Genomic DNA, 22,554 nt, shown 5'->3' on the forward strand with positions numbered 1-22,554 from the left:
GAGGGGGAGGAGAAACGAAATCGGACGCCTGGCATGGGGTCCAGGCGTCCGGGGATCGCGGCCGGCCGAGGCGGTGTGCGCGGCGGGCTATGAGGCGGGGTCGCCCGCTGCGGGCGGTGGCCGCGAAACCTTCGACCGGTCCAGGCGCCCAAGGGGAGCCCGGACCGGGGAAGTCCTATTCGTCGCCGTCGTCGTCCGGGCCGCCGACCAGCAGCTCTTCCTCGATCTTGCGGGAAGACTGGCGCACGGCGGCCTCGATCTCGGCGGCCAGATCCTTGTTGGCCTTGAGGAACTCGCGGACATTGTCGCGGCCCTGGCCGATGCGCTGGCTGTTGTACGAGAACCACGAACCGGCCTTGTCGATGATCCCCGCCTTGACGCCCAGGTCGATGATCTCGCCCAGCTTGGAGATGCCCTCACCGTACATGATGTCGAACTCGACCTCGCGGAACGGCGGGGCCACCTTGTTCTTGACCACCTTGACCCGGACATTGTTGCCGACGATTTCGTCGCGGTTCTTGATCGAACCGGTGCGGCGGATGTCCAGGCGGACCGAGGCGTAGAACTTCAGGGCGTTGCCGCCGGTGGTGGTTTCCGGGCTGCCGTACATCACCCCGATCTTGTGACGGATCTGGTTGATGAAGATGACGATGGTGTTGGCCTTGTTGATCGAGGCCGTCAGCTTGCGCAGCGCCTGGCTCATCAGGCGGGCCTGCAGGCCCGGCAGGCTGTCGCCCATCTCGCCCTCGATCTCGGCCTTGGGCGTCAGGGCCGCGACGGAGTCCACGACCACGATGTCGACCGCGCCCGAGCGCACCAGGGTGTCGGTGATCTCCAGGGCCTGCTCGCCGTTGTCGGGCTGCGAGACCAGCAGGTTGTCGAGATTGACGCCCAGCTTGAAGGCGTAGCCTGGGTCCAGGGCGTGCTCGGCGTCGACGAAGGCGGCGGTGCCGCCGGCCTTCTGGCACTCGGCCACCACGTGCAGGGCCAGGGTGGTCTTGCCCGAGCTTTCCGGACCGTAGATCTCGATCACCCGCCCCTTGGGCAGGCCGCCGATGCCGAGCGCGATGTCCAGGCCGAGCGAGCCGGTGGAGATCGACTCCATCTCGACCTTGCCCTTCTCGCCCAGCTTCATCACCGAGCCCTTGCCGAACGCCCGATCGATCTGGGCCAGCGCCGCCTCGAGGGCGCGTTGCTTGTCGCCGTCTTCCTTGCCCACGAGTTTCAAAGCCGCCTGGTTGCTCATTGTTGGTCCGCCCTTATTCCATGATTCCGACTGTCGGATCGGAGGTTCGCGACCGCCGCGCCCACCCGCCTGTGGAATGATTAATGCGTACATGTTTTGTTCCATGTTCGCAACATGTTCTTATCGTAGAGAGCGCATGCGTCAAGATCGGTCGCATCGCCATGAACCCATCGAAGAAGACTGCCGGGAACCCGAACCCCGCTCGACTGAAACGCGTCCTTAACGCCGGCCGGCGATCCTGCGCTTCTTCCGGGGGGATTTCCGTCTTGTCGATCGATCCGCGCCGCCTATTGGGACTGGCCTTCGCCAGCGCTGACCTTCTGCTGGAAGTCGAGAACGGCCGGGTGACCCTGGCGCTCGGCGCGGCCCAGCGGCTGATGGGCCGGGACGAGCGGGCCCTGACGGGCCAGGCCTGGCCTGCCCTGTTCGCCGCCGTCGACCGCCCGCTGATCGACGCCGTCACCCAGGTGATCGACGACGGCCAGAGGCGCGGTCCGGTCACGGTGCGCCTGGCCGGCGAACCGCCGCGTCATGTGAACCTGACCCTGCGCGCCCTGCCCGAAAACCGCGGCCGGATCTCGGTCTCGGTCACGCCGGCCAACGCGCCCGCGGGCCAGCTTGACGACGAAGGCCTGCGCAACCGCGAGAGCTTCGAGCACATCGCCCGCGGCCTGTTCGAGGCGGCGCGCGTCACCGGGCTGGAGCTCGAGCTGGCCATGGTCGACTTCTCGGACCTGGACGTCATGCGGCAACGGCTGTCCCAGCCCGAGGCCCGCGCCCTCGACCTGAAACTGGCCGGCGCCGTGCGGGCCGAGTCGCACGCCGGCGGCATGGCCACCCGCCTGTCGCCCGACCGCTTCGCCCTGGTCCGCGCCAAGGCCGACCACGCCGACGACATGGCCCAGCGCCTGACCCGCGCCACCGAGGTCCAGGCCAGCGCCCAGGTCGTGCCGTTCGACGCGGGCCTGGCGCCCTCGCGAGGTCTCAAGGCCCTGCGCTACGCTCTCGACGATTTCCTGCGCGAAGGCCTGAAGGACACCCCGCCGCTGAGCCTGTCCGAGGCGATGAACCGGTCGGTCAAGCGCACTCTGTCGCGGGCCGGGGCGCTGGGCGTGGCGGTCAGCCAACGCCGCTTCACCCTGGCCTACCAGCCGGTGGTCGACCTGAAGACCGGCGCCGCCCACCACCACGAGGCCCTGGTGCGCTTCGAGGACGGGGGCAGCCCGTTCCAGCTGATCCGCATGGCCGAGGAGTTCGACCTGATCGCCGAGCTTGACCACGCGATCGCCGAGATGGCGGTCAAGCGGCTGGCTTCCGACCGTTCGGGGACGCTGAAGCTGGCGATCAACGTCTCGGGCCGCACGATCGTCGACGAGGGCTTCGTCGACCACATCGGCCGGCTGCTGGCCAAGGCCGATGTGGCCAAGGGCCGGCTGATCTTCGAGATCACCGAGACCAGCGCCATCGACGACCTGCCGCGCGCCAACCAGCACATCCAGGCCCTGCGGTCCCTGGGCTCCCTGGTCTGCCTGGACGATTTCGGGGCCGGGGCCTCGTCGTTCGCCTATCTGCAGGAACTGAGCCTGGACATCGTCAAGATCGACGGCCGCTATGTCCGCGAACTGGCCGGCAACGGTCGCGAAGGGGCCATGGTGCGGCGGCTGGTCGAGCTGTGCCGCGACCTGAAGATCCGCACCGTGGCCGAGATGGTCGAGACCGTCGAGATCGAGGACCTGGTCCGCAAGGCCGGCGTCGACTTCGCCCAGGGCTGGCTGTTCGGCAAGCCCACCGACCAGCCGCAGCCGGCGCTGAAGATCGGTTCGGTCACGCCGGCGGCGCGCCGGGCGGGCGTGTCGGAGGGTTGGGGGTAGAGCCGCCGCCCTTCCCTCCCCTTTCATGGGTGGGGGACCAGCGAAGCTGGTGGGTGGGGGCCCCTGGACTCAGCCAGGCTCTGCACCGAACCCCACCCGACCCCTTCGGGGCCACCCTCCCCATAGAGGGGAGGGAAAGCGCTCTCTTCTTACTTCCCCGCCTTGGTCTTGGCGATGTAGTCGTCGATGACGCGGTCCAGCACGGTCAGCGGGGTCATGCCCGCCAGCAGGCCGGCGTCGTGGAACTGGCGGATGTCGAATTTCTTGCCCAGGGCCTTCCTGGCCCGCTCGCGGGCCCGCAGCCAGGTGATCTTGCCGATCATGTAGCTGCACGCCTGGCCCGGCCAGACGACATAGCGTTCGATCTCGGTGATCGTGCCGCTTTCCTCGTCGCCCATGGTCTCGGCCATGTACTTCACGGCCTGCTCGCGGGTCCACTTCTTGTAGTGCATGCCGCTGTCGACCACGAGGCGGACGGCCCGGAACAGGGCGTCGTGCAGCATGCCGATATGGCCGCGCGGATCATCCTTGTAGATGCCCATCTCGACGGCCAGCTCTTCGGAATAGAGCGCCCAGCCCTCGGCGTAGCCCGAATTGCCGATCGTCTTGCGCAGCAGGGGCAGGCCCTGGGCCTCGTTCGACAGCGACAGCTGCAGGTGGTGGCCGGGAACGCCCTCGTGCACCGTCAGGGTGGTCAGGGTGTACTTGGCCTGCTCCTTGGTGTCGCGCAGGTTGATCCAGTAAATCCCCGGACGCTTGCCGTCCAGCGAGGGCGAGTTGTAGTAGCCGCCCGGCGCGCCGGCCTCGATGGCCTTGGGCACGCGGCGGATCTCCAGCGAAGCCTTGGGCAGGGCGCCGAAATAGGCCGGCAGCTGCTTCTGGATCCAGGCCGCCTTGACGTTCAGGTCCTTGATCAGCTGTTCCTTGGCCGCGTCGGTGTTCTCGTAGATGTCCTTGCCCAGCTCGGCCATCCGCTCGCCGACCGTGCCCTTGGTCATGCCGATGCTCTTGAACAGCTTGTCGGCCTGGACCGAGATCGACTTCACCAGGTCCAGGCCCAGCTGGTGGATCTCGTCGGGGGTCAGGGTCGAGGTCGTGTAGTTCTTCAGCGACACGGCGTAGTAGTCGCCGCCGTCCTTCAGGCGCCAGACGCCGGCGTCGTGCGTGGCCTTGGGGCGGACGCTCTCCAGCAGGGCGATCTGGCGCTTCAGGGCGGGCAGCACCGAGTTCTCGTAGATCTTGCTCGCCTCGCCGGCCCAGTCGCCGGGGATGTTCTTGTCCTTGGTCCGGCGGGCCACCGACAGCACCAGCGGCGCCTCGGCGGTGGGCGTGCCGGCGAAGGCCTTCATCTGGACCAGGGCCTTGTCGATGATGAAGTCAGGCGGGATCACGCCGTCGGCGTAGTCGCGCTGGGCGATCGCGGCCTCCTGGTCCATCAGCCGGGCGAAGGCTTCCATGCGCGACAGATAGGCGTCGGCGTCGGCCTTGGTCTCGATCGAATGCTGGGTGTCGAGGAAGTCGGGATAGGACTGGTAGGAGCCCGTCAGCTGGCTGAGCACATAGGGCGCGCCCGAACCGCCACCGGCGTAGGTGAACTTGCTGTTGCCCTCATCCTGCACGGCCAGGGTGAACTCGACGGTGTCGTAGTTGATCACGTCCATGCCGGACAGTTGCTTGCGGTCGATGGCCCGCAGGTCGGCCAGTTGCTGCTTGGTCTGGGCGATTCCGGCGGCGATGGCGGCGAACGAGCGGTCGCCCAGCTGCGACTTGGTCCAGGCTAGGTCGCCGACGTCCAGGCCCAGGCCCGTGGCCGACTCGGGCGACTGCCGCAGCTGCTTGGCCATGATGGCGTCGAACAGGGCGTTGAGCTTGGCGCTCTCGCCGGAGGCCGGCGCGGCCTGAGCCAGGGCGAGGCCCGGGGTCGCGGCGGCTAGGCCGACGGCGACGGTGGACAGCAGCATCTGACGGCGGTTTTGCAAGGCGGGGCCCCTTCCCTCGAAATTTGAACGCAAAGGGGTAGAGGGGCTTTCGCGGCTCGGCAACGGCGCCGGCATTAATTTCCCGTCATCTTGCGCGAAAACGAGGACACGCATTCCTTCCACGGCCCTGTTCTGGATGGACGTGCCCGTGGGCGCGTCGCCCATTCAGCTCAAGGTCACGAACAGCTCGTTCTCGATCACCCACTGGCCGGTGACCTTGCGCCAAGTCGCCAGGTAAGTCCCGCTCGTGTCGGCCGCGCCGCGCGTCGTGCCGACCCAGGTCCCGTGCTCGGCGGCCCGCTGGCCGGCGGCGTCCAGGTCGATGCGCTCGGTCGTGCGGACATAGGCCACGAAGGCGGGATCGGCGAACTGGCTGGCGAAGGCCTCCAGGACGTCGCGCGCCCCCAGGATCAGCGAGCCGTCGCCGACGATCATCTTGATGTCCGGCGCGAAGAACGGCGCCAGGCGGCGGGCGTCCTTGCCGGCGATCAGCCGGTTGGTCAGCTTGCGGCGGGCGGCGATGGCGTCTTGCGGCGCGGTCATGATCTCTGGTCCCTGGCGGGCGACGCGGCCCGGTATAGGCTGGCGCGCCAACTTCCGGAACGCCGATGATTCCCCCGACCCTGACCACCGCCCGCCTGACCCTGAGCCCGCCCCAGGCGTCCGATTTCGAGGACAGCGCGGCGATGTGGAGCGACCCGATGGTCACCCGCCACATCGGCGGCCGCACCTCGACGCCGGAGGAGAGCTGGCAGCGCCTGCTGCGGGCCCGCGGCCTGTGGGCGGTGCTGGGCTATGGCTACTGGGGCGCGCGCGAGACGGCGACCGGGCGCTATGTCGGCGAGATCGGCTTCGCCGACTTCCACCGCGGCATCCAGCCCTCGATCGACGGCGTCCCGGAGATGGGCTGGGCCCTGTGCTCCTGGGCCCACGGCCAGGGCTTCGCCAGCGAGGCGATCGCCGGCGCCCTGTCCTGGGCCCGCGATCAGTGGGGCGACGCGCCGGTGGTCTGCATCATCGACCCGGACAACACCGCCTCCCTGAAGCTAGCTTCGAAGATGGGCTTCCTGGAGGTGGCGCGGACCACCTATCGCGAGGCCCCGACGGTGCTGATGCAGCGGGGATAGGGCGCTTGCCCCCTGCTCTCAATGGGCGCGCGCCCTCTTCTGGCCCAGCCCGCTGATCCAGTCCCGCGCCGGGCGCTCGAACAGCACCAGCGACAGATAGGCCAGCGGGATCAGGGCCAGAACCCAGAACAGCACCCAAAGCCGCAGGGCGTCGCCGTTCAGGCCCCAGGCGGCCACCCCGACCCAGTTGATCCCCATCTTCAGGGCGATCGGGTGCAACAGGTAGAGGCTGAAGCTCAGCTGGGCCCAGGGGGCTAGGCGGCGGCTGATCCCGCCCTGCGGGCCGGCCGCGTCGGCGGCGACGCCGGCCAGGCCCAGGGCGTAGACGATCAGCAGCAGCAGGGTGCGCTCGATCCGCAAGGTCGAGGCGACCAGGAACACCGCCAACAGCCCCCACATCCAGAAGCGCGCGAACGGCAGCTTGCCCAGCGGCGCGCGCAGCTGGAACGCCAGCATACCCAGCAGGAAGCCCGGCACGGCCCGCAGCACCCCGAAGTTCCAGGTCCACTGGTGGAAGGGCATCTCGCCGTCGGGGTTGAGCAGCAGCAGCACGAAGCTGGCCACCGCCACCAGGGCCGTGACGACCCGCCCCCGCGCCGTGATCCAGAACAGCAGCGGCAGGGCCAGGTACAGGCCCATCTCGCCGCTGATCGCCCAGCTGACGAAGTTCCAGGTCTGGCTGTGGCAGGTATGCCAGGCGTGGACGAACAGGACGTTGGGCGCGATGCAGGAGAGATCGTAGCGCTTGGGATCGACGTCGCCGCCCCAGCCCATCACCCCGGCTGCCCAGACGCCGATGAACACCAGCATGGTCGCCCAGTGCAGCGGCCCCAGCCGCGCCACCCGCTTCTTCAGGAAGGTCCCGTACTTGTTCCAGCTGGTCAGCCGGCCCGTATAGATCGCCGCCATGACATAGCCGGAGATCAGGAAGAACAGGTCCACGATCAGGCTGAAGCCCTTGATCATGTCGTCCGCGACCTGCCAGCGCCCATCCAGGTTGATGTAGCGGTTGAAGTGGAAGACAACGATCATCAGCGCCCCGACGATGCGCAGGGCGTCCAGGTGCAGCATGTCCTCGGAGTCGGGCTTCAGCGGCGGGAAGGCTTTCATCGCCCTGGGATGGGACGCGGCGGGGCGATGGTCAAGCTCGGTGGCCGGCGACGTGCCCTTGCGGCGTGTCCTTGCCCCTAATGTCCCGCCCCCTCCGGCAAGTGGGTCTTGTCATGACGCCCCACCCGCTCGACCAGCGTCGCGGCGGCCTGGTTCATGCCGATGACCTCGACCTCCGCGCCCTGCCGGCGGTAGCGGAACACGACCTTGTCGACTGCGGCGACGGCGGTCAGGTCCCAGAGGTGGGCCCCCGTGAGGTCGATCTCGACGCGGCGCGGCTTGCCGTGGAACTCGAACGCCGCGGCGAACAGGTCGGCCGAGACGAAGAAGATCTGGCCGCTGACCGCGTACCGCCGCACGGTCTCGTCTTCGGCCGGGATCTCGCGCACGGACAGCACCTTGCCGACCTTCCTGGCGAAGAACACGACGCTGAGCACCACGCCCAGCACCACGCCCTTGGACAGATCGTGGGTGGCCAGCACGGTCGCGGTGACCGCCAGCATTACGAGCGTCGACTGCACCGGGGTGGAGCGGAGCTTCGTCACCGAATTCCAGTCGAAGGTCTTGATCGACACCATGATCATCACCGCCACCAGGGCCGCCATCGGGATCCGGGCCACCCAGTCGCGCAGCACCAGGATCAGGATCAGCAGGAACAGTCCGGCCCAAAAGGTCGACAGCCGGCCGCGTCCGCCGGAGGTGACGTTGATCATCGACTGGCCGATCATCGCACAGCCGGCCATGCCGCCCAGCAGCGGCGAGACGATGTTGGCGATTCCCTGGCCGCGCGTCTCGCGATCCTTGTCCGACGGGGTGTCGGTGAGGTCGTCCAGCAGGTTGGCGGTCAGCAGGCTTTCCAGCAGGCCGACGAAGGCCAGGGTCAGGGACACCGGGCCGATGATCCGCAGGGTCTCCCAGGTCAGGGGCACGGCGGGGATGTGGAACCCCGGCAGGGTCGTCGGCAGCTTGCCCAGGTCGCCGACGGTGGTCACGTCCACCTTGAAGGCGATCGCCACGGCGCTCACCAGCAGGATGGCCACCAGGGGCGAGGGCACGGCCCGGGTCAGTCTCGGAAACAGATAGATGATCGCCAGCCCGGCGCCGACCATGGCGAAGGTCCGCCAGTCGCCATGCATCAGCTGAGGCAGCTGGGCCAGGAAGATCAGGATGCCCAGCGAATTGACGAAACCGCTCATCACCGACTTGGAGACGAACCGCACGTAGCGGCCCAGGCGCAGCACGCCGATCGCCACCTGGATCAGGCCGGTCAGCAGGCTGGCGGCGAACAGGAACTCGATCCCGTGGTCGCGGACCAAACCGCCCATCAGCAGCGACATCGCGCCGGTGGCGGCCGAGATCATCGCCGGCCGGCCGCCGACGAAGGCGATGGTCATGGCGATCACGAACGAGGCGTACAGGCCCACGGCGGGATCGACCCCGGCGATGAACGAAAAGGCCAGGGCCTCAGGGATCAGGGCCAGGGCCACGACCGTGCCCGACAGCAGGTCGGCGCGCGGCTGGCCCAGCCACTCGCGACGGAGGGGGGTCAGGAAGGTCATGGAAAACTCGATTTCCCTCCCCTTGTGGAGAGGGTGGCGGCGAAGCCGACGGGTGGGGTTCGGTGCAGGGCTTTTAGAGTCAGCGGGCCCCACCCACCAGCTTCGCTGGTCCCCCCTCCCCATAAAGGGGAGGGAAAGCCCTAATTACCGCAGCGTCGGTCCCTTGGTCTTGTCCAGGCTGGCCATGGCCAGCTTCGGGGCCGTCTTGTCCTCGACCGCGTCGCCGCCTTGCGCCAGCAGGGTATCGATGTGCGCGCGCTGGGCCTTGAAGCGCGACAGCTCGGCGCCGGCCAGGATGGTGCCCTGGGGCACCTTGGCGCCGATCGGGTTGACCCGCTGGCCGTTGAGCCAGACCTCGTAGTGCAGGTGCGGGCCGGTCGCCAGGCCGGTGGAGCCGACATAGGCCACCACCTGGCCCTGGCGCACGTGGACGCCCGGACGGATGCCGGGGGCGTAGCGCGAGATGTGGCCGTAGCCGGTGTCCCACTGGCCCGAATGGCGGATGCGCAGCCAGTTGCCGTAGCCGCTCCAGCGGCGGGCCTCCAGCACGACGCCGTCGCCGGCCGCCAGGATCGGGGTGCCTTGGCCGGCCCCGAAGTCGACGCCCTTGTGGGCGCGGGTATAGCCCAGCACCGGGTGCTTGCGCTGGCCGAAGGTGGAGGTGATGCGGGCCCCGTCGACCGGAGTGCGCAGCAGGAAGCCTTTGATGTTCTTGCCCAGCTCGTCGAAGAACTGCGGCTTGCCGTCTTCGCCGTTACGCTCGAAGGCGTAGAACTTCTGGCCCTTGACCTCGGCGTATTCCAGGTCGCCCGCCTCGACCGTGCGGCCGCTCTCGGTGACCTTGCGATCGAACACCAGGCAGAAGCGGTCGCCTTCCTTGATGTCGCGCGAGAAGTCGATCTTGTGCGCGAACAGCTTGGCCGCCTCGCTGATCACCGCCGGAGTGCCGCCCACGTCGGCGACGCTCTCGTAGAACGACCCCTTCATCTCGCCGCAGGCCACCTTGGTCTCGTCGGTGACCTTTTCCTCCAGCTCGCGCAGCTTCATCGCGCCGTCGAAGGTGCGCGAGACGGTCAGGGTGGAGGACGGGCCGGTGCGCATCGACAGGCCGATCAGCCGGGCCGAGCCCGCGCGGCCGTTGCGGCGCTCGGCGATGGCGGCCTCGAAGGCCATGCCGGCCTTGATGTTGACGGTGTCGATCGCGCCCTGCAGGGCGGCCACCACCTGGCGGGCGTCGTTGGGGGCGATGCCGGTGCGCAGCACGGCGTTTTCCAGGGTCTCGCCGGGACGCACCTGGACGGGGATCGATTCCGGACGCTCGAAGCCCGGCTGGGCTTCGGCGCTGGCGAAGGCGGCGTGCTGCAGGGCGGCCAGGGCGCTGGCGTCGAGCGGCGCCTTGACCACCTGCACCGGCGCGTCCGGCGCGGTCAGCTTCCACGCCAGGCCCAAGGCGGCCAGGCCGGCGATCGCCGTGAAGACCTTAGGGGCCAGACGCAGGGTCGGCCGTCTCGGATCGAATTCCTGCATCAAGCCCCCGACTGGTAGCGATGCCGCGTATGAGTGACACGGCTGGGAAGCCCCCCAGCAAACGTCGCGCCGGAAAATGGCGGATGAGGCCATGTTCGAGCAAGGACTATTCGGTGCTTCGGGCGATTTGTCACGGACAGGGTTAACACCCTGTTCCTACAAAAGAAAACGCCCGCCTCCGGGGAGGCGGGCGTTCTACTTTTGGGTCACCGGCCTCGCGTGATTACGCGGCGTTGACCTGTTCGTTCGGGTCGCGCAGCACATAGCCGCGGCCCCAGACGGTCTCGATGTGGTGCTTGCCCTGGGCCGAAGCCGCCAGCTTTTTGCGCAGCTTGCAGATGAAGACGTCGATGATCTTCAGCTCCGGCTCGTCCATGCCGCCGTACAGGTGGTTGAGGAACATCTCCTTGGTCAGGGTCGTGCCCTTGCGCAGGGAGAGCAGCTCCAGCATCTGATATTCCTTGCCGGTCAGATGCACGCGGTTGCCGTTCACTTCGACGGTCTTGGCGTCGAGGTTGACGATGATGTCGCCGGTCTTGATCACCGACTGGGCGTGACCCTTCGAACGACGGACCACCGCGTGGATGCGGGCGATCATCTCGTCCTTGTGGAACGGCTTGGTCATGTAGTCGTCGGCGCCGCCCGAGAAGGTCTTCACCTTCGTGTCGATTTCGGCGCTGCCCGACAGGATCATGATCGGGGTGTTCACCTTCGCCACCCGCAGGGTGCGCAGAACATCCAGGCCGCTCATGTCGGGCAGATTCAGGTCCAGCAGGATGAGATCGTAGTCATAGATCTTGCCCAGATCCACGCCTTCTTCGCCAAGATCCGTCGTGTAGACGTTGAAGCCTTCAGACTTCAGCATCAGCTCGATGGTCTGCGCGGTGGCGCTGTCATCCTCGATCAACAGTACGCGCATGCAGCCCTCCCCGCCCTCGGGCGGCATTATTCGACAGCTAGGCGGAATACCGCCGGTGAAACCCGTCCTGCACTCTGCCGGACAGTTAATTTAAGACAGGTTAATGGTGAATGTTCCCGTTGGAGAAATGGTTAATCTGATTTGCGAATCGGGTGCAAGCGGTCAGCGACTCATTTGGCGCAAAGGTCGCAGGGCCCTGTGGACGGCCCGTCAAGACGATTCCTTTTCGGCCAAAAGCGCGAAAATCCCGCCCTGTAAAGGGATTGGTTAACGCTCGCCTCGGCCGCACGCCGGCTTCGGCCGTTCACCTGTAAGGCGAGATTGCGGCGTTCTGTCGCGAGAAGTTTACAGCCTTGGCCGCGGGGTGGGAGCGCCGCCATGAGCGTCGCCGTGGCGAGCCCGCGACGTCCCGCCGCGGACGGTTTCCGCTAGTTTCCGCCAGAGGGCTCCGCCTTCAGCCAGCCGGCCTCGCGAAGCCTGGCCACGGAGGCGCGGGAAACCGGCGCGCTGAGGTCGCCCCGCAGGGTCAGGCGCAGGTTGCGGCCGTCGGCGATGACCCCGGTCACCGCCGCCCGGGCCACCCACCACGAGCGATGCACGCGCAGGCCCTCCTGCGCCATGCCGTCGATCACCCGCTCGAACGGCCCGGCCACCAGGCGCGAACCGCCCAGCGTGTGGACCCGCACATAGTGGTCCTCCATGCGCAGGCAGAGCACCGGCGCGCCCGTGACCTCGGCTGCAGGCCCGGGTTCGGGCAGTTGGGGCGAGATCGGCACCGGAGGCGCGTCGGCCGGTCCCAACAGGCGCGGCCGCATCAGCAGGTAGGCGACCACCAGGGGGATCGAGATCGCCAGGCACTGGATGTACCAGATGAACGGCGTGAAGCGCTTCAGGTGAGGCCAGAGCGCCACCGCCACCTGGGCGACGATCGCCGCCTGCGCGGCCGCGCCCAGCAGGGCCGCCACCGCCGCCATGAACCAGGCCGGCACGTTCAGGCGTCGGCCCGCGGCCAGCGACAGGCGCACGGCCAGGCCGAAGACCGCCGCCCCGATCCAGGTCACCCCGATCCAATAGGCCAGGCGAACGCCGAGAGGACCATTGAAGAAGCTGCCGTACGGACCAACCACGCCCAGGAACGCGCCCACCCCGGTCGCCACGGCGAAGTCGATCGCCCAGTCGCGAGGTGAACCGAGAAGCGCGGCCTTGGAGGTCATGCCTCCCGTATAGCGTCGGTTCGCCGGTTCGCGAACCCGTTCGCCCGTTCGCGCAACGGCGCTGGCGGACGGCCGCTGACCGAGGCATCGCCGAGACATTCGCCATCCTCGGAGTTCATCGATGCGACCATCGTTCGCCGTCCTCGCCCTGGCGCTCACCGCCCTGCTGAGCGCCCCGGCCCTCGCCGCCCAGGCCCAATCCGCCGCGCCCGCCGTCCGCGGCATGACGACAGACGTCGGCTTCAAGGTCGTCATGGTCCCCGATGGGTCGGGCGCGCCGATCAAGGTCGGGATCTGGTATCCGACCGACACGCCCGCCACCGCGCCAGCGCGGGGCATGGACGACCTGCCGGTGGCCGCCGGCGCGCCGATCACCGGAGATCGCCTGCCGCTGGTGGTGATGTCGCACGGCAACGGCGGCTGGTTCGGCGGCCACTACGACACCGCCATCGCCCTGGCCAAGGCCGGCTTCGTCGTCGCCGCCCTGACCCATACCGGCGACAACTACGAGGACCAGAGCCGCGCCACCGACATGGCCAACCGCCCTCGGCAGATCCACGTGCTGATCGACTACATGCTCAAGGACTGGGAGGACCACGACCGCCTGGACGCCGATCGGGTCGGCGCCTTCGGCTTCTCGTCGGGCGGTTTCACGGTGCTGGCCGCGGCCGGCGGCGAGTTGGACGGCGCGCGCCTCCAGCCGCACTGCCGGGACCATCCCACGCACTACGACTGCCAGCTGCTGCTGCGCGCGCCGCCGTCGCCGGGCGCCTTCGCCGGCTGGGTCCATGACGCGCGGATCAAGGCCGTGGTCTCGGCCGCCCCCGCCCTGGGCTACGCCTTCAAGGCCGAGACCCTGAAGGGCCTGCGCCAGCCGGTCCAACTGTGGCGGGCCGAGGACGACGAGATCCTGCCCGATCCGTTCCACGCCAGCGCCGTCCACGCGTCCCTGCCGAACGCCGACTACCATGTCGTGGCCAAGGCCCGGCACTTCGACTTCCTGACGCCCTGCAACGCCTATGCGCGCAAGAACCTGGCCTTCCTGTGCAACAGCGACCCCGGCTTCGACCGGGCGGCGTTCCACAAGGACTTCAACGCGGCGGTCACGGCCTTCTTCAAGGCCAATCTGACGAAACCCTAGCCCCAAACTCCGGCGGGATGAGCGGATCAAAAGGGATCAAGACATAAGGACGCAGGCCGCATCCTAACCACAATCCTCAAGGGCCGATTAACCATGTCGGTCTACTTCACTCCCCATTAACGCGCGAGGCCCAAAGCTTGAGCCTCGAGCCTTCGGGAGCCCTGCTTGCGTAGCCTGATCGCCGCCGTCGAACGTATCGATCCGCTGACCATCTTCGGTCGCGTCGCCGCCGTGAACGGCCTCCTGATCGAGGCTCGCGGCGGGCTGACCCGGCTGGCCGTCGGCGCCCGGGTCGAGATCGAGCGCCTGGGTCTGCCGGTGCTGCCCGCCGAGGTGGTCGGCTTCCGCGAAACCCGCGCCCTGCTGATGCCGTTCGGCCCCGTCGAGGGCGTGGCCCCCGGCGCGGTGATCAAGATCATGCCCGAGGGCGCCGTGGTCCGCCCGACCAAGGCCTGGCTGGGCCGCATCATCAACGCGTTCGGCGAACCGATCGACGGCCTTGGACCTCTTCCGCAAGGCGAGGTCCCCTACCCCCTGAAAACCCCGCCCCCGCCGGCCCACGCCCGCGGCCGTGTGGGCGAGCGCCTGGACCTGGGCGTGCGGTCGATGAACGTCTTCACCACCACCTGCCGTGGCCAGCGTCTCGGCATCTTCGCCGGTTCGGGCGTGGGCAAATCGGTGCTGCTGTCGATGCTGGCCAAGGAGGCGACCTGCGACGCCGTCGTGGTCGGGCTGATCGGCGAACGGGGCCGCGAGGTCCGCGAGTTCATCGAGGAGACCCTGGGCGAGGAAGGCCTCAAGCGCGCCATCGTCGTGGTCGCCACCTCGGACGAACCCGCCCTGACCCGCCGCCAGGCCGCCTACATGACCCTGGCCGTCGCCGAGTTCCTGCGCGACCAGGACCAGGAAGTGCTCTGCCTGATGGACTCGGTGACCCGCTTCGCCATGGCCCAGCGCGAGATCGGCCTGGCCGCCGGCGAGCCGCCGACCACAAAGGGCTACACCCCCACCGTCTTCACCGAGTTGCCCAAGCTGCTCGAGCGCGCCGGCCCCGGCCCGATCCGTCCCGACGGCACCACGGCCGCCCCGATCACCGCCCTGTTCACCGTGCTGGTCGACGGCGACGACCACAACGAGCCGATCGCCGACGCCGCCCGCGGCATCCTGGACGGCCACATCGTCATGGAGCGGGCCATCGCCGAGCGCGGCCGCTTTCCCGCGATCAACGTCCTGAAGTCCATCAGCCGGACCATGCCCGGCTGCCAGACGCTGGAGGAGCGCGAGGTGGTCAAGGCCGCCCGCCAGAGCCTGGCGGCCTATTCGAACATGGAAGAGCTGATCCGCATCGGCGCCTACCGCGCCGGGGCCGATCCGATCATCGACCGCGCCATCCGCCTCAACCCGGCCGTCGAGGCCTTCCTCAGCCAGAGCCCCGACGAGGCCACCAGCCTCGACGACAGCTTCGGCTACCTCGCTCACATCCTGCAGAGTGACGCCGCCTAGATGGGAAACCGGACATGACCAAATGGGCCGACTCCCTGATCCGCATCTCGAACCACGAGGTCGAGACCCTGCAGAAGCGCCTGGCCGACATCGTCGAGCGCCGCCAGACCGCCGAGATGAAGGTCGCCGCCCTGGACGCCGAGTCCGAGGCTGAAGCCATGCAGGCCCAGGGCGACGTCGAGGCCGGCTGGTACATGATCGGCTTCCGCCAGGGCAGCAAGATCCGCCGCGACCAGGCTCTGCTGGAGATCGACCAGATCCTGATCGAGGAGGCCGGCGCCCGCGACGCCCTGTCCCTGGCCTTCGAGAACCTCAAGAAGTACGAGCACGTCGCCGAGGCCGCCAAGGTGGCCAAGGCCAAGCTGGCGGGCAAGCTGGAGATCGCCGCCCTCGACGAACTGGGCCTGCGCCGGGCGGCCGTCGGTGGGCGGTAGGCGCGACAAGCCCCCCTCAGTCGCTTCGCGACAGCTCCCCCAAGGGGGGAGCATCTATGATCCTCCCCCTCTGGGGGAGGTGGCCCGGAGGGCCGGAGGGGGCCTGCACCGTCGCGCGGTGCTGACCGGCGCCCTGGCCCTGTCCGCCTGCGGTCCCCAGGCCGCCAAGAGCCAACCCGCGCCCCTGCCGCCGCTGAAGACCCTGGCCCCGTTCCGCGTCGGCGCCTGCGTCCAGGCCCTGCACCTGGACGATCCCGCCCTGGCCGCCCTGCTGGCCCGCGAGGTCAGCCAACTGACGCCCGAGTGGCAGATGAAGATGGAGTACATCGTCCAGCCGGACGGGTCCTTCCGCTTCGACGCCCCCGATCGCATCGCCGCCTTCGCCCGCGCCCACGGCATGGGCCTGCTGGGCCACACCCTGGTCTGGTACGCCCAGGCGCCGGAAGCCTTCGCGCGGCTGGACGAAAACCGCATCGGCTTCACCGACGCTTATCGCAACTACATCCTCGCGGTCGCCGGCCGCTATCGTGGCCAGGTGGTCGGCTGGGACGTGGTCAACGAGGCGGTGGCCGAGGACGGCGACGGCTGGCGCGACAGCCTGTGGGCCCAGCGCCTGGGCGCCTTCGACCACATCGCCCTGGCCTATCGCACGGCGCGCGAGGCGGACCCCGACGCGGCCCTGCTGCTGAACGACTACAATCTCGAATACTTCCCCCGAAAGCGCGCCACCTATCTGAACCTGGCCGAGCGCCTGCTGGCCTCGGGCGCGCCGCTGACCGGCCTGGGCACCCAGATGCACGTGGCGGCCGACGTCCCGCCGGGCGAGATCACCCGAATGATCCGCGAACTGGCCAGCCTGGGCCTGCCGATCCACATTTCGGAACTGGACGTGTCGCTGACCCGCGCCGAGAACAAGCTGCTGTCCCGCGCCGAGTTGCAGCGCCGCCAGGCGGCCGTCTACGCTGAAGCCGCCGAGGCCTTCATGGCCCTGCCCGAGCGGCAGCGCTTCGCCTTCACCGTCTGGGGCCTGCGCGACCGCGATTCGTGGCTGACCGCCGAGAACGCCGCCGACGCCCCGGCCATCTTCGACAACGCCGGCCGGCCCAAGGCTGGCGCCGTCGCCCTGGCCGAAGCCTTCAGGCGTTAGGGCGCCGCCGCCGTCTCGTCGTCGCCCTCGGAGCTCAACGTCTTGGCCAGGGCCAGGATCTGTCGGCGCTGGGCTATCGGCAGCTGCGGCACCAGGGAGGCCAGCTCCACGCCCTCTTCGGTCGCCAGGAAGCGGCGCACGGCCTGGGTCCGCTGGTCGCCCGCGCCGTCCGCCTCGGGCGGCATGCCTTCGAAGAACCAGGCCACCGAGGTTTGCAGCGTCACGGCCATGCCATAGAGCTTGGAGGCGCTGACGCGGTTGGTCCCACGTTCGTACTTCTGCAGTTGCTGGAAGGTGATCCCCACGCTGTCGGCCAGTTGGGTCTGGCTCAGGCCCATGGACTTGCGGCGCATGCGGATGCGCGCGCCCACATGGACATCGACGAGGTGAGGTTCTTGATCGGCGGCCAAAATGCGTCTCCGGGCGGGAGGCTAGACGGGCCTCCTGCCGCTTAGACGCCGAGGAAGAACCTCGCCCTCAAGCTTTGTGACGAATTTTCGTAAACCGCGTTATTCGGTCGCAGGGGACGCCGACGTCAGCCGACCGGCTTCTGCGCCGGCGGACGCGTGGCGGCGGCCACGGCGTGATCGGCGTCGCTGGCCTGGCGCAGGGCGCGCAGGTCTTCGCTGATCCGGAAGATGGCGACGTAGAACTCGCAGAAGGCGCGCCACAGCAGCACCATGGCGGCGGCGACCAGCAGGCCCGCGATCAGCACCGGGAAGGCCAGCAGCAGCGACTGCAGGCCCGGCTCCTTCAGCGCCAGGCCGACGGCGGCGCCGACCACCGAGAAGGCGAACAGGGCCACCACGCCCAGCCCCGCCCAATAGATCAGGTGAATCACCGGCCCCGTGACGAGACGGTCGAACGTCAGCAGGTCCCAGAACAGCCCGTTCGAACCACGCGCCTTGGAATTTCTGGCCGAAGCCATCCGACACCCCTCATGTCAGCGGGAGCTCCGCCGGGTACTGGCCCATCGCTAGCAGCGCGAAGCCCGCTCGGCAATGCCGAGCGGGCTCCTCGTCGTTCCGATGACGCCGGATGGTTATTGCGGCTTGGCGCCGGCCAGGGTGGCGTCGATCTGCGCCTTGGTGGCCGTGGTCTGCAGACCGCCGGTGGCGGCGGCGCTGAAGCTGGCCTTGGGCAGGGCGAACTTCTTGTCGCCGCTGGTCACGACCACATTGGTCGAGCCGTCGGCGCCGGCCGTCGTGCCGGCGATGGTGCCGACGACCGCGCCGGAGGGATCCTTGACTTCGGAGCCGACCTTCAGGTCCAAGGCGACATTGGCCGAGGACGGCGTGCCCGCCGCGTCGGCGTCAGCCGCCGTCGTGCCGGCCGTGCCCGCGGTGCCGGTCGCGCCGGTCGAGGCGGCCGCGCCCGTGGCCGGGCTGGCCGGCGTGGCCGGAGACGCCGACGTGCCGGTCGACGGCGAGGCGGGCGTGGCCGGGGTGGCCGAGGTCGTGCCAGACGGGGTCGTCTGGGCCGACGGCATGGTCTGGCCGGACGGCGTCGTGGCGCCGGTGGCCGGAGTCGAGGTGGACCCCGTCGTCTGGGCGAAAGCGGCGCCGGCCAGCGAAAGAGTCGCGGCGGCGGCGAACATGGCGATCTTGGTTTTCATCTGTAGCGCTCCGTCGTGAAGGCCCCCGCCTTGCCAAACCGAACGCGACCTATCGGCAACGGTTCCGAAATAGTCGGTAACAGGACGTGACCATTTCTGGGCGCTTGCCGGCTTTTTCCGGGCGAAGCCTCAGACCATGCCCACGGTGCGCAGCCGCGCACGCGGGTGGATCTCGTTCTGGCTCATCACCACGGTCTGGCCGCGGAAGCGCTCGATGATCGAACGGACATAGGGCCGGACGCCCGGGCTGGTCAGCAGCACGGCGCTGTCCCCGGACATGGCGGCGCGGTCGAAGGCGTCGCGCACGCCGCGGATGAAGTCCTGCAGGCGCGAGGGCGCCAAGGCCAGCTGCTTGTCCTCGCCCGGACCGACCAGGGCCTCGGCGAAGGCCTGCTCCCACTCGGCCGACAGGGTGATGATCGGCAGGGCCCCGTCGTCGCCGCGGTTGGCCCAGCACAGCTGGCGGCCGAGGCGGGCGCGGACCTGTTCGACCAGCTGGATGACCGAGGCGGTGTGCGGCGCGGCCTCGCCGATGCCTTCCAGGATCTGCGGCAGGTCGCGGATCGAGACCCGCTCCTTCAGCAGGGCCTGCAGCACGCGCTGGATCGTCGTGGCGCTGACCACCGAGGGAATCAGGTCGTCGACCAGCTTCTTCTGGCCCTCGGGCAGTTCCTTCAGCAGCTTCTGCACCTCGGCGTAGGAGAGCAGGTCGGCCATGTTCTCCTTGAGGATCTCCGTCAGGTGCGTGGTCAGCACCGTGGCGGGATCGACGATGGTGTAGCCGCGGAAGGTGGCCTCCTCGCGCATGGCGTCCTCCACCCAGGTGGCGGGCAGGCCGAAGGCGGGTTCGCGCACGTGCTCGCCGGGCAGCTCGACCTGGCCGCCGCGCGGGTCCATGGCCATCAGGCAGCCCAGGCGGACCTCGCCGGCCCCGGCTTCCATCTCCTTGATGCGGATCGCGTAGCCCTGGTTGGCCAGGCGCATGTTGTCCAGGATGCGGACCGGCGGCATCACGAAGCCGAACTCGGTGGCCAGGGTCTTGCGCAGGGCGCGGATCTGGTCGGTCAGCTTGCGGCCGTCCAGGTCGTTGATCAGGGTCAGCAGGCCGTAGCCCAGCTCGATCTTGACGTCGTCGATGGCCAGGGAGGCGCTGATCGGCTCCTCCTCGGGCTCGGCGGAAGCTTCGGCCAGGGCCGCCAGGGCGGCGGGATCCAGCGGTTGCGGCTCCTTGGCCTGCTGAGCGCGCCGATAGGCCAGGAAGCCCGAGCCCACGGCCAGGGCCGCAAACGGCAGGATCGGCATGCCCGGGATCAGGGCGATGACGCCCGAAGAGGCCGAGACCATGCCCAGGGCGACCGGGTTCATCGCCAGCTGGGTCGTCAGGGCCTTGTTGGCGCTGCCCTCGACGCCGGCCTTGGACACGACCATGCCGGCGGCGATCGAGATGATCAGGGCCGGGATCTGACTGACCAGGCCGTCGCCGATGGTCATGATGGTGTAGGAAGCCGACGCCTCGCCGATCGGCATCTTGTGCTGGACGACGCCGATCAGGATGCCGCCGATGATATTGATGGCGGTGATGATCAGGCCGGCGACGGCGTCGCCCTTCACGAACTTGCTGGCGCCGTCCATGGCCCCGAAGAAGGTCGATTCCTGCTCCAGGTCCTTGCGGCGCTGCTTGGCGGTGTCCTGGTCGATCAGGCCGGTCGACAGGTCGGCGTCGATGGCCATCTGCTTGCCGGGCATGGCGTCCAGGGTGAAGCGGGCGGCGACCTCGGCGATCCGGCCCGAGCCCTTGGTCACGACCATGAAGTTCACCACCACCAGGATGATGAAGACGATCACCCCGATGACGAAATTGCCCTGCATCATCAGGTTGCCGAAGGCGGCGATCACCGCGCCCGCCCCGTGCGAACCTTCCTGGCCGTGGCCGAGGATCAGGCGCGTGGAGGCCACGTTCAGGCCGAGGCGATAGAGGGTGGCGACCAGCAGGACGGTCGGGAACGAGGTGAATTCCAGCGGCTTCTTGATCAGCACCGCGGTCATCAGGATCAGCACCGCGCCGGTCAGCGAGATGGCCAGCAGCAGGTCCAGCATGATCGCCGGCACTGGGATGATCAGCAGGACGATGATGCCCACGACGCCCAGGGCCAGTCCCATTTCGCCGCGCAGAATCCCTTCCCACAGCGACTTGGCGCTGGGAATGGAGGTTGCGGCCTTGGGGGCGGCGGCGTCAGCCATTCAGGTTCTTCGATCCGTTAGCTTGGCAGGAATCGCGCATGAAGCGATTTGCGCGAACCCGCCAGGGTCTTAACCGAAATTAGCCATGTCCGGCGCCGGACCGATGGTCGCGGGCGCCGAACACGGTTTTCCAGATCAGGCGGCGGCGACGCCGCCCTGGGGCGGCGGCACCGAGACGCCCGCGTCCGAATATTCCTTGAGCTTGTTGCGCAGGGTGCGGATCGAGATGCCCAGGATGTTGGCCGCGTGGGTGCGGTTGCCCAGGCAGTGCTCCAGGGTGTCGATGATCAACTGCTGCTCGACCTCGGCCACCGTGGAGCCGACGAAGGTGCGCGACACGGCGTCGGCGGCCATCTGGGCGCCACGAGCCACCGCCACGTCCGGCGCCGGGGCCAAGGGCTGGCCGTCCGGCAGGCGGATGGCGAACTCCTCGATCTCGGCGCCCGGCGACAGCAGCACCGCGCGGTGCATGGCGTTCTCCAGCTCGCGGACGTTGCCCGGCCAGCGGTGGGCGATCAGCCGGCGCTTGGCCTCGGCCGATATCGGCTTTTCAGCCACGCCGTTGGCGGCCGAGTACTTCTTCACGAAGTGCTCGCACAGGGTGATCACGTCGGCCGGGCGCTCGCGCAGCGGCGGCAGGCGCAGGTTCACGACGTTCAGGCGATAGAGCAGGTCCTCGCGGAACGTGCCGTCCTTCACCGCCGCGGCCAGGTCGCGGTTGGAGGTGGCCAGGATGCGAATGTCGACCTTGACCGGCTTGGAGCCGCCGACCCGGTCGATCTCGCGCTCCTGGATGGCGCGCAGCAGCTTGGCCTGCAGGCGGGCGTCCATCTCGCTGATTTCGTCCAGCAGCAGGGTGCCGCCGTTGGCTTCCTCGAACTTGCCGACCCGGCGGGCCACGGCGCCGGTGAAGGCGCCCTTCTCGTGGCCGAACAGCTCGCTTTCCAGCAGGTTCTCGGGGATGGCGGCGCAGTTGACGCTGATGAACGGCGCCTTGGCCCGGCGCGACTTGGCGTGGACGTAGCGGGCCATCACCTCCTTGCCCGAGCCGCTCTCGCCGGTGATCAGGATCGAGGCTTCCGACGGGGCCACCTGGTCGGCCAGGCGGATGACGTTCTCCATGGCCGGGTCGCGGACGATCATCGGGCGGTTGTCGTCGGTGACGGCGGCCAGGACCGCGGCGATCAGCTCGGCGTCGGGCGGCAGCGGGATGAATTCCTTGGCCCCGGCCTTGATGGCGGCGGCGGCCCGCATCGGGTCGGCGTCGACGCCGCAGGCCACCACCGGCACCCGGATCCGCTCGGACTCGTTGGTGGCGATCAGGCCGGCGATGTCGAGCGTGTACTCGACCATCAGCAGGTCCGCCCCCTGCCCGGCCCGCAGCGCGTGGGTCGCCGCCTCGGTGGTCTCGACGTGCGAGACCTTGGCCCCGGTGTTCATCGCCATCTTCACGGCGACCGAGAGCTGTCCGTTCAGTTTTCCGACGACCAGGAGGCGCATCGTTTTCTCTCCGTTGGGGCCTTACGTGCCCCGTATTCAAACCGTTTAAGCTTCACTCGACGCTCGGGAGCGCCACTCGCGGCGATCAGCCGGCGGCGTCGCCGTCCTTGATGATTTCCGTCATGGTCACGCCCAGGCGCTCGTCGACGACGACGACCTCGCCGCGGGCCACCAGGCGGTTGTTCACATAGATGTCGATCGCCTCGCCGACCTTGCGGTCGAGCTCCAGGATCGAGCCGGCCGACAGCTGCAGCAGTTGCGCCACCGACATGTGGGCCCGGCCCAGCACGGCGGAGATGTTGACCGGCACGTCGAAGACCGGCGCCAGGTCCGACGCGATCTTGTCGCTGAGTTCGACCGGCATTTCGGAGGCCAGCATGCTGCCGCCGAATTCGTCGAGGGTGAGGTTGTCTTCGGACAT

20 protein-coding genes are annotated in these 22,554 nt (G+C 68.6%); 6 read left to right on the forward strand and 14 right to left on the reverse strand.

The window, feature by feature from the left end; all coding sequences use genetic code 11:
• Positions 1–175: 175 nt before the first annotated feature.
• Positions 176–1,246 (reverse strand): recombinase RecA, encoded by a 1,071-nt coding sequence (gene recA, locus G3M57_RS20390; RefSeq protein WP_056761347.1) that lies wholly within the window; start codon positions 1,244–1,246, stop codon positions 176–178.
• Between the two features lie 266 nt (positions 1,247–1,512).
• Here recA and G3M57_RS20395 point away from each other — a divergent pair, with 266 nt between their 5' ends.
• A complete protein-coding gene (locus tag G3M57_RS20395) occupies positions 1,513–3,117 on the forward strand; it encodes an EAL domain-containing protein (RefSeq protein WP_156402375.1) in 1,605 nt (534 codons plus the stop codon).
• Positions 3,118–3,266: 149 nt separating this feature from the next.
• Here the strand turns inward: G3M57_RS20395 and G3M57_RS20400 are convergent, their stop codons facing one another.
• Together G3M57_RS20400 and G3M57_RS20405 are read right to left on the reverse strand one after the other, a co-directional pair.
• The gene (locus G3M57_RS20400) at positions 3,267–5,096 is read right to left on the reverse strand and encodes a DUF885 domain-containing protein (RefSeq protein ID WP_056761345.1); all 1,830 of its coding nucleotides are present in this window, start codon (positions 5,094–5,096) and stop codon (positions 3,267–3,269) included.
• Between the two features lie 165 nt (positions 5,097–5,261).
• Positions 5,262–5,639 carry a YybH family protein gene (locus G3M57_RS20405; protein WP_163232663.1) on the reverse strand — a complete coding sequence of 126 codons (378 nt, stop codon included), beginning with the start codon at positions 5,637–5,639 and terminating at the stop codon, positions 5,262–5,264.
• A 65-nt stretch (positions 5,640–5,704) separates the two neighbouring features.
• Between G3M57_RS20405 and G3M57_RS20410 the strand changes: the two genes are divergently transcribed.
• The gene (locus tag G3M57_RS20410; protein WP_163232665.1) at positions 5,705–6,223 is read left to right on the forward strand and encodes a GNAT family N-acetyltransferase; all 519 of its coding nucleotides are present in this window, start codon (positions 5,705–5,707) and stop codon (positions 6,221–6,223) included.
• A gap of 18 nt (positions 6,224–6,241) precedes the next feature.
• On the opposite strand, the gene G3M57_RS20415 is transcribed toward G3M57_RS20410, so the two are convergent.
• The 5 genes from G3M57_RS20415 to G3M57_RS20435 all read right to left on the reverse strand — a co-directional run bounded on the left by G3M57_RS20415 (position 6,242) and on the right by G3M57_RS20435 (position 12,552).
• Positions 6,242–7,333: an acyltransferase family protein gene (locus G3M57_RS20415; protein ID WP_163232667.1), complete on the reverse strand. Its 1,092-nt coding sequence runs from the start codon at positions 7,331–7,333 to the stop codon at positions 6,242–6,244.
• A 77-nt stretch (positions 7,334–7,410) separates the two neighbouring features.
• A complete protein-coding gene (locus G3M57_RS20420) occupies positions 7,411–8,892 on the reverse strand; it encodes a SulP family inorganic anion transporter (RefSeq protein WP_188916267.1) in 1,482 nt (493 codons plus the stop codon).
• 144 nt (positions 8,893–9,036) lie between these two features.
• A complete protein-coding gene (locus G3M57_RS20425; protein WP_056761330.1) occupies positions 9,037–10,419 on the reverse strand; it encodes a M23 family metallopeptidase in 1,383 nt (460 codons plus the stop codon).
• 223 nt (positions 10,420–10,642) lie between these two features.
• Positions 10,643–11,338, reverse strand: coding sequence for a response regulator transcription factor CtrA (ctrA, locus tag G3M57_RS20430; protein WP_029914069.1), 696 nt, complete (start codon positions 11,336–11,338; stop codon positions 10,643–10,645).
• 428 nt (positions 11,339–11,766) lie between these two features.
• The gene (locus G3M57_RS20435; protein WP_163232669.1) at positions 11,767–12,552 is read right to left on the reverse strand and encodes a LytTR family DNA-binding domain-containing protein; all 786 of its coding nucleotides are present in this window, start codon (positions 12,550–12,552) and stop codon (positions 11,767–11,769) included.
• A 121-nt stretch (positions 12,553–12,673) separates the two neighbouring features.
• Here G3M57_RS20435 and G3M57_RS20440 point away from each other — a divergent pair, with 121 nt between their 5' ends.
• The 4 genes from G3M57_RS20440 (at position 12,674) to G3M57_RS20455 (ending at position 16,777) form a co-directional block, all read left to right on the forward strand.
• Positions 12,674–13,693 (forward strand): alpha/beta hydrolase family protein, encoded by a 1,020-nt coding sequence (locus tag G3M57_RS20440; protein ID WP_163232671.1) that lies wholly within the window; start codon positions 12,674–12,676, stop codon positions 13,691–13,693.
• Positions 13,694–13,858: 165 nt separating this feature from the next.
• The gene (gene fliI / locus G3M57_RS20445) at positions 13,859–15,196 is read left to right on the forward strand and encodes a flagellar protein export ATPase FliI (protein ID WP_056761324.1); all 1,338 of its coding nucleotides are present in this window, start codon (positions 13,859–13,861) and stop codon (positions 15,194–15,196) included.
• 14 nt (positions 15,197–15,210) lie between these two features.
• Positions 15,211–15,630, forward strand: coding sequence for a hypothetical protein (locus tag G3M57_RS20450; RefSeq protein WP_057184466.1), 420 nt, complete (start codon positions 15,211–15,213; stop codon positions 15,628–15,630).
• Positions 15,631–15,709: 79 nt separating this feature from the next.
• On the forward strand, positions 15,710–16,777 hold the full coding sequence (locus G3M57_RS20455) for an endo-1,4-beta-xylanase (RefSeq protein ID WP_308424045.1): 1,068 nt from the start codon (positions 15,710–15,712) through the stop codon (positions 16,775–16,777).
• Here G3M57_RS20455 and G3M57_RS20460 read toward each other — a convergent pair.
• The 6 genes from G3M57_RS20460 to fliN form a co-directional block, all read right to left on the reverse strand.
• Positions 16,774–17,187 carry a helix-turn-helix domain-containing protein gene (locus G3M57_RS20460; protein ID WP_163232673.1) on the reverse strand — a complete coding sequence of 138 codons (414 nt, stop codon included), beginning with the start codon at positions 17,185–17,187 and terminating at the stop codon, positions 16,774–16,776. The genes G3M57_RS20455 and G3M57_RS20460 overlap by 4 nt on opposite strands.
• A gap of 125 nt (positions 17,188–17,312) precedes the next feature.
• On the reverse strand, positions 17,313–17,705 hold the full coding sequence (locus tag G3M57_RS20465) for a DUF4282 domain-containing protein (RefSeq protein WP_057184463.1): 393 nt from the start codon (positions 17,703–17,705) through the stop codon (positions 17,313–17,315).
• Between the two features lie 114 nt (positions 17,706–17,819).
• Positions 17,820–18,392: a hypothetical protein gene (locus tag G3M57_RS20470; RefSeq protein ID WP_056761311.1), complete on the reverse strand. Its 573-nt coding sequence runs from the start codon at positions 18,390–18,392 to the stop codon at positions 17,820–17,822.
• A 129-nt stretch (positions 18,393–18,521) separates the two neighbouring features.
• A complete protein-coding gene (gene flhA / locus G3M57_RS20475; protein WP_056761308.1) occupies positions 18,522–20,633 on the reverse strand; it encodes a flagellar biosynthesis protein FlhA in 2,112 nt (703 codons plus the stop codon).
• 135 nt (positions 20,634–20,768) lie between these two features.
• A complete protein-coding gene (gene flbD / locus G3M57_RS20480; RefSeq protein WP_163232675.1) occupies positions 20,769–22,133 on the reverse strand; it encodes a sigma-54-dependent transcriptional regulator FlbD in 1,365 nt (454 codons plus the stop codon).
• Positions 22,134–22,218: 85 nt separating this feature from the next.
• Positions 22,219–22,554, reverse strand: coding sequence for a flagellar motor switch protein FliN (gene fliN / locus G3M57_RS20485; RefSeq protein WP_035072446.1), 336 nt, complete (start codon positions 22,552–22,554; stop codon positions 22,219–22,221).

The organism is Caulobacter rhizosphaerae, assembly GCF_010977555.1.
Classification (GTDB): domain Bacteria; phylum Pseudomonadota; class Alphaproteobacteria; order Caulobacterales; family Caulobacteraceae; genus Caulobacter; species Caulobacter rhizosphaerae.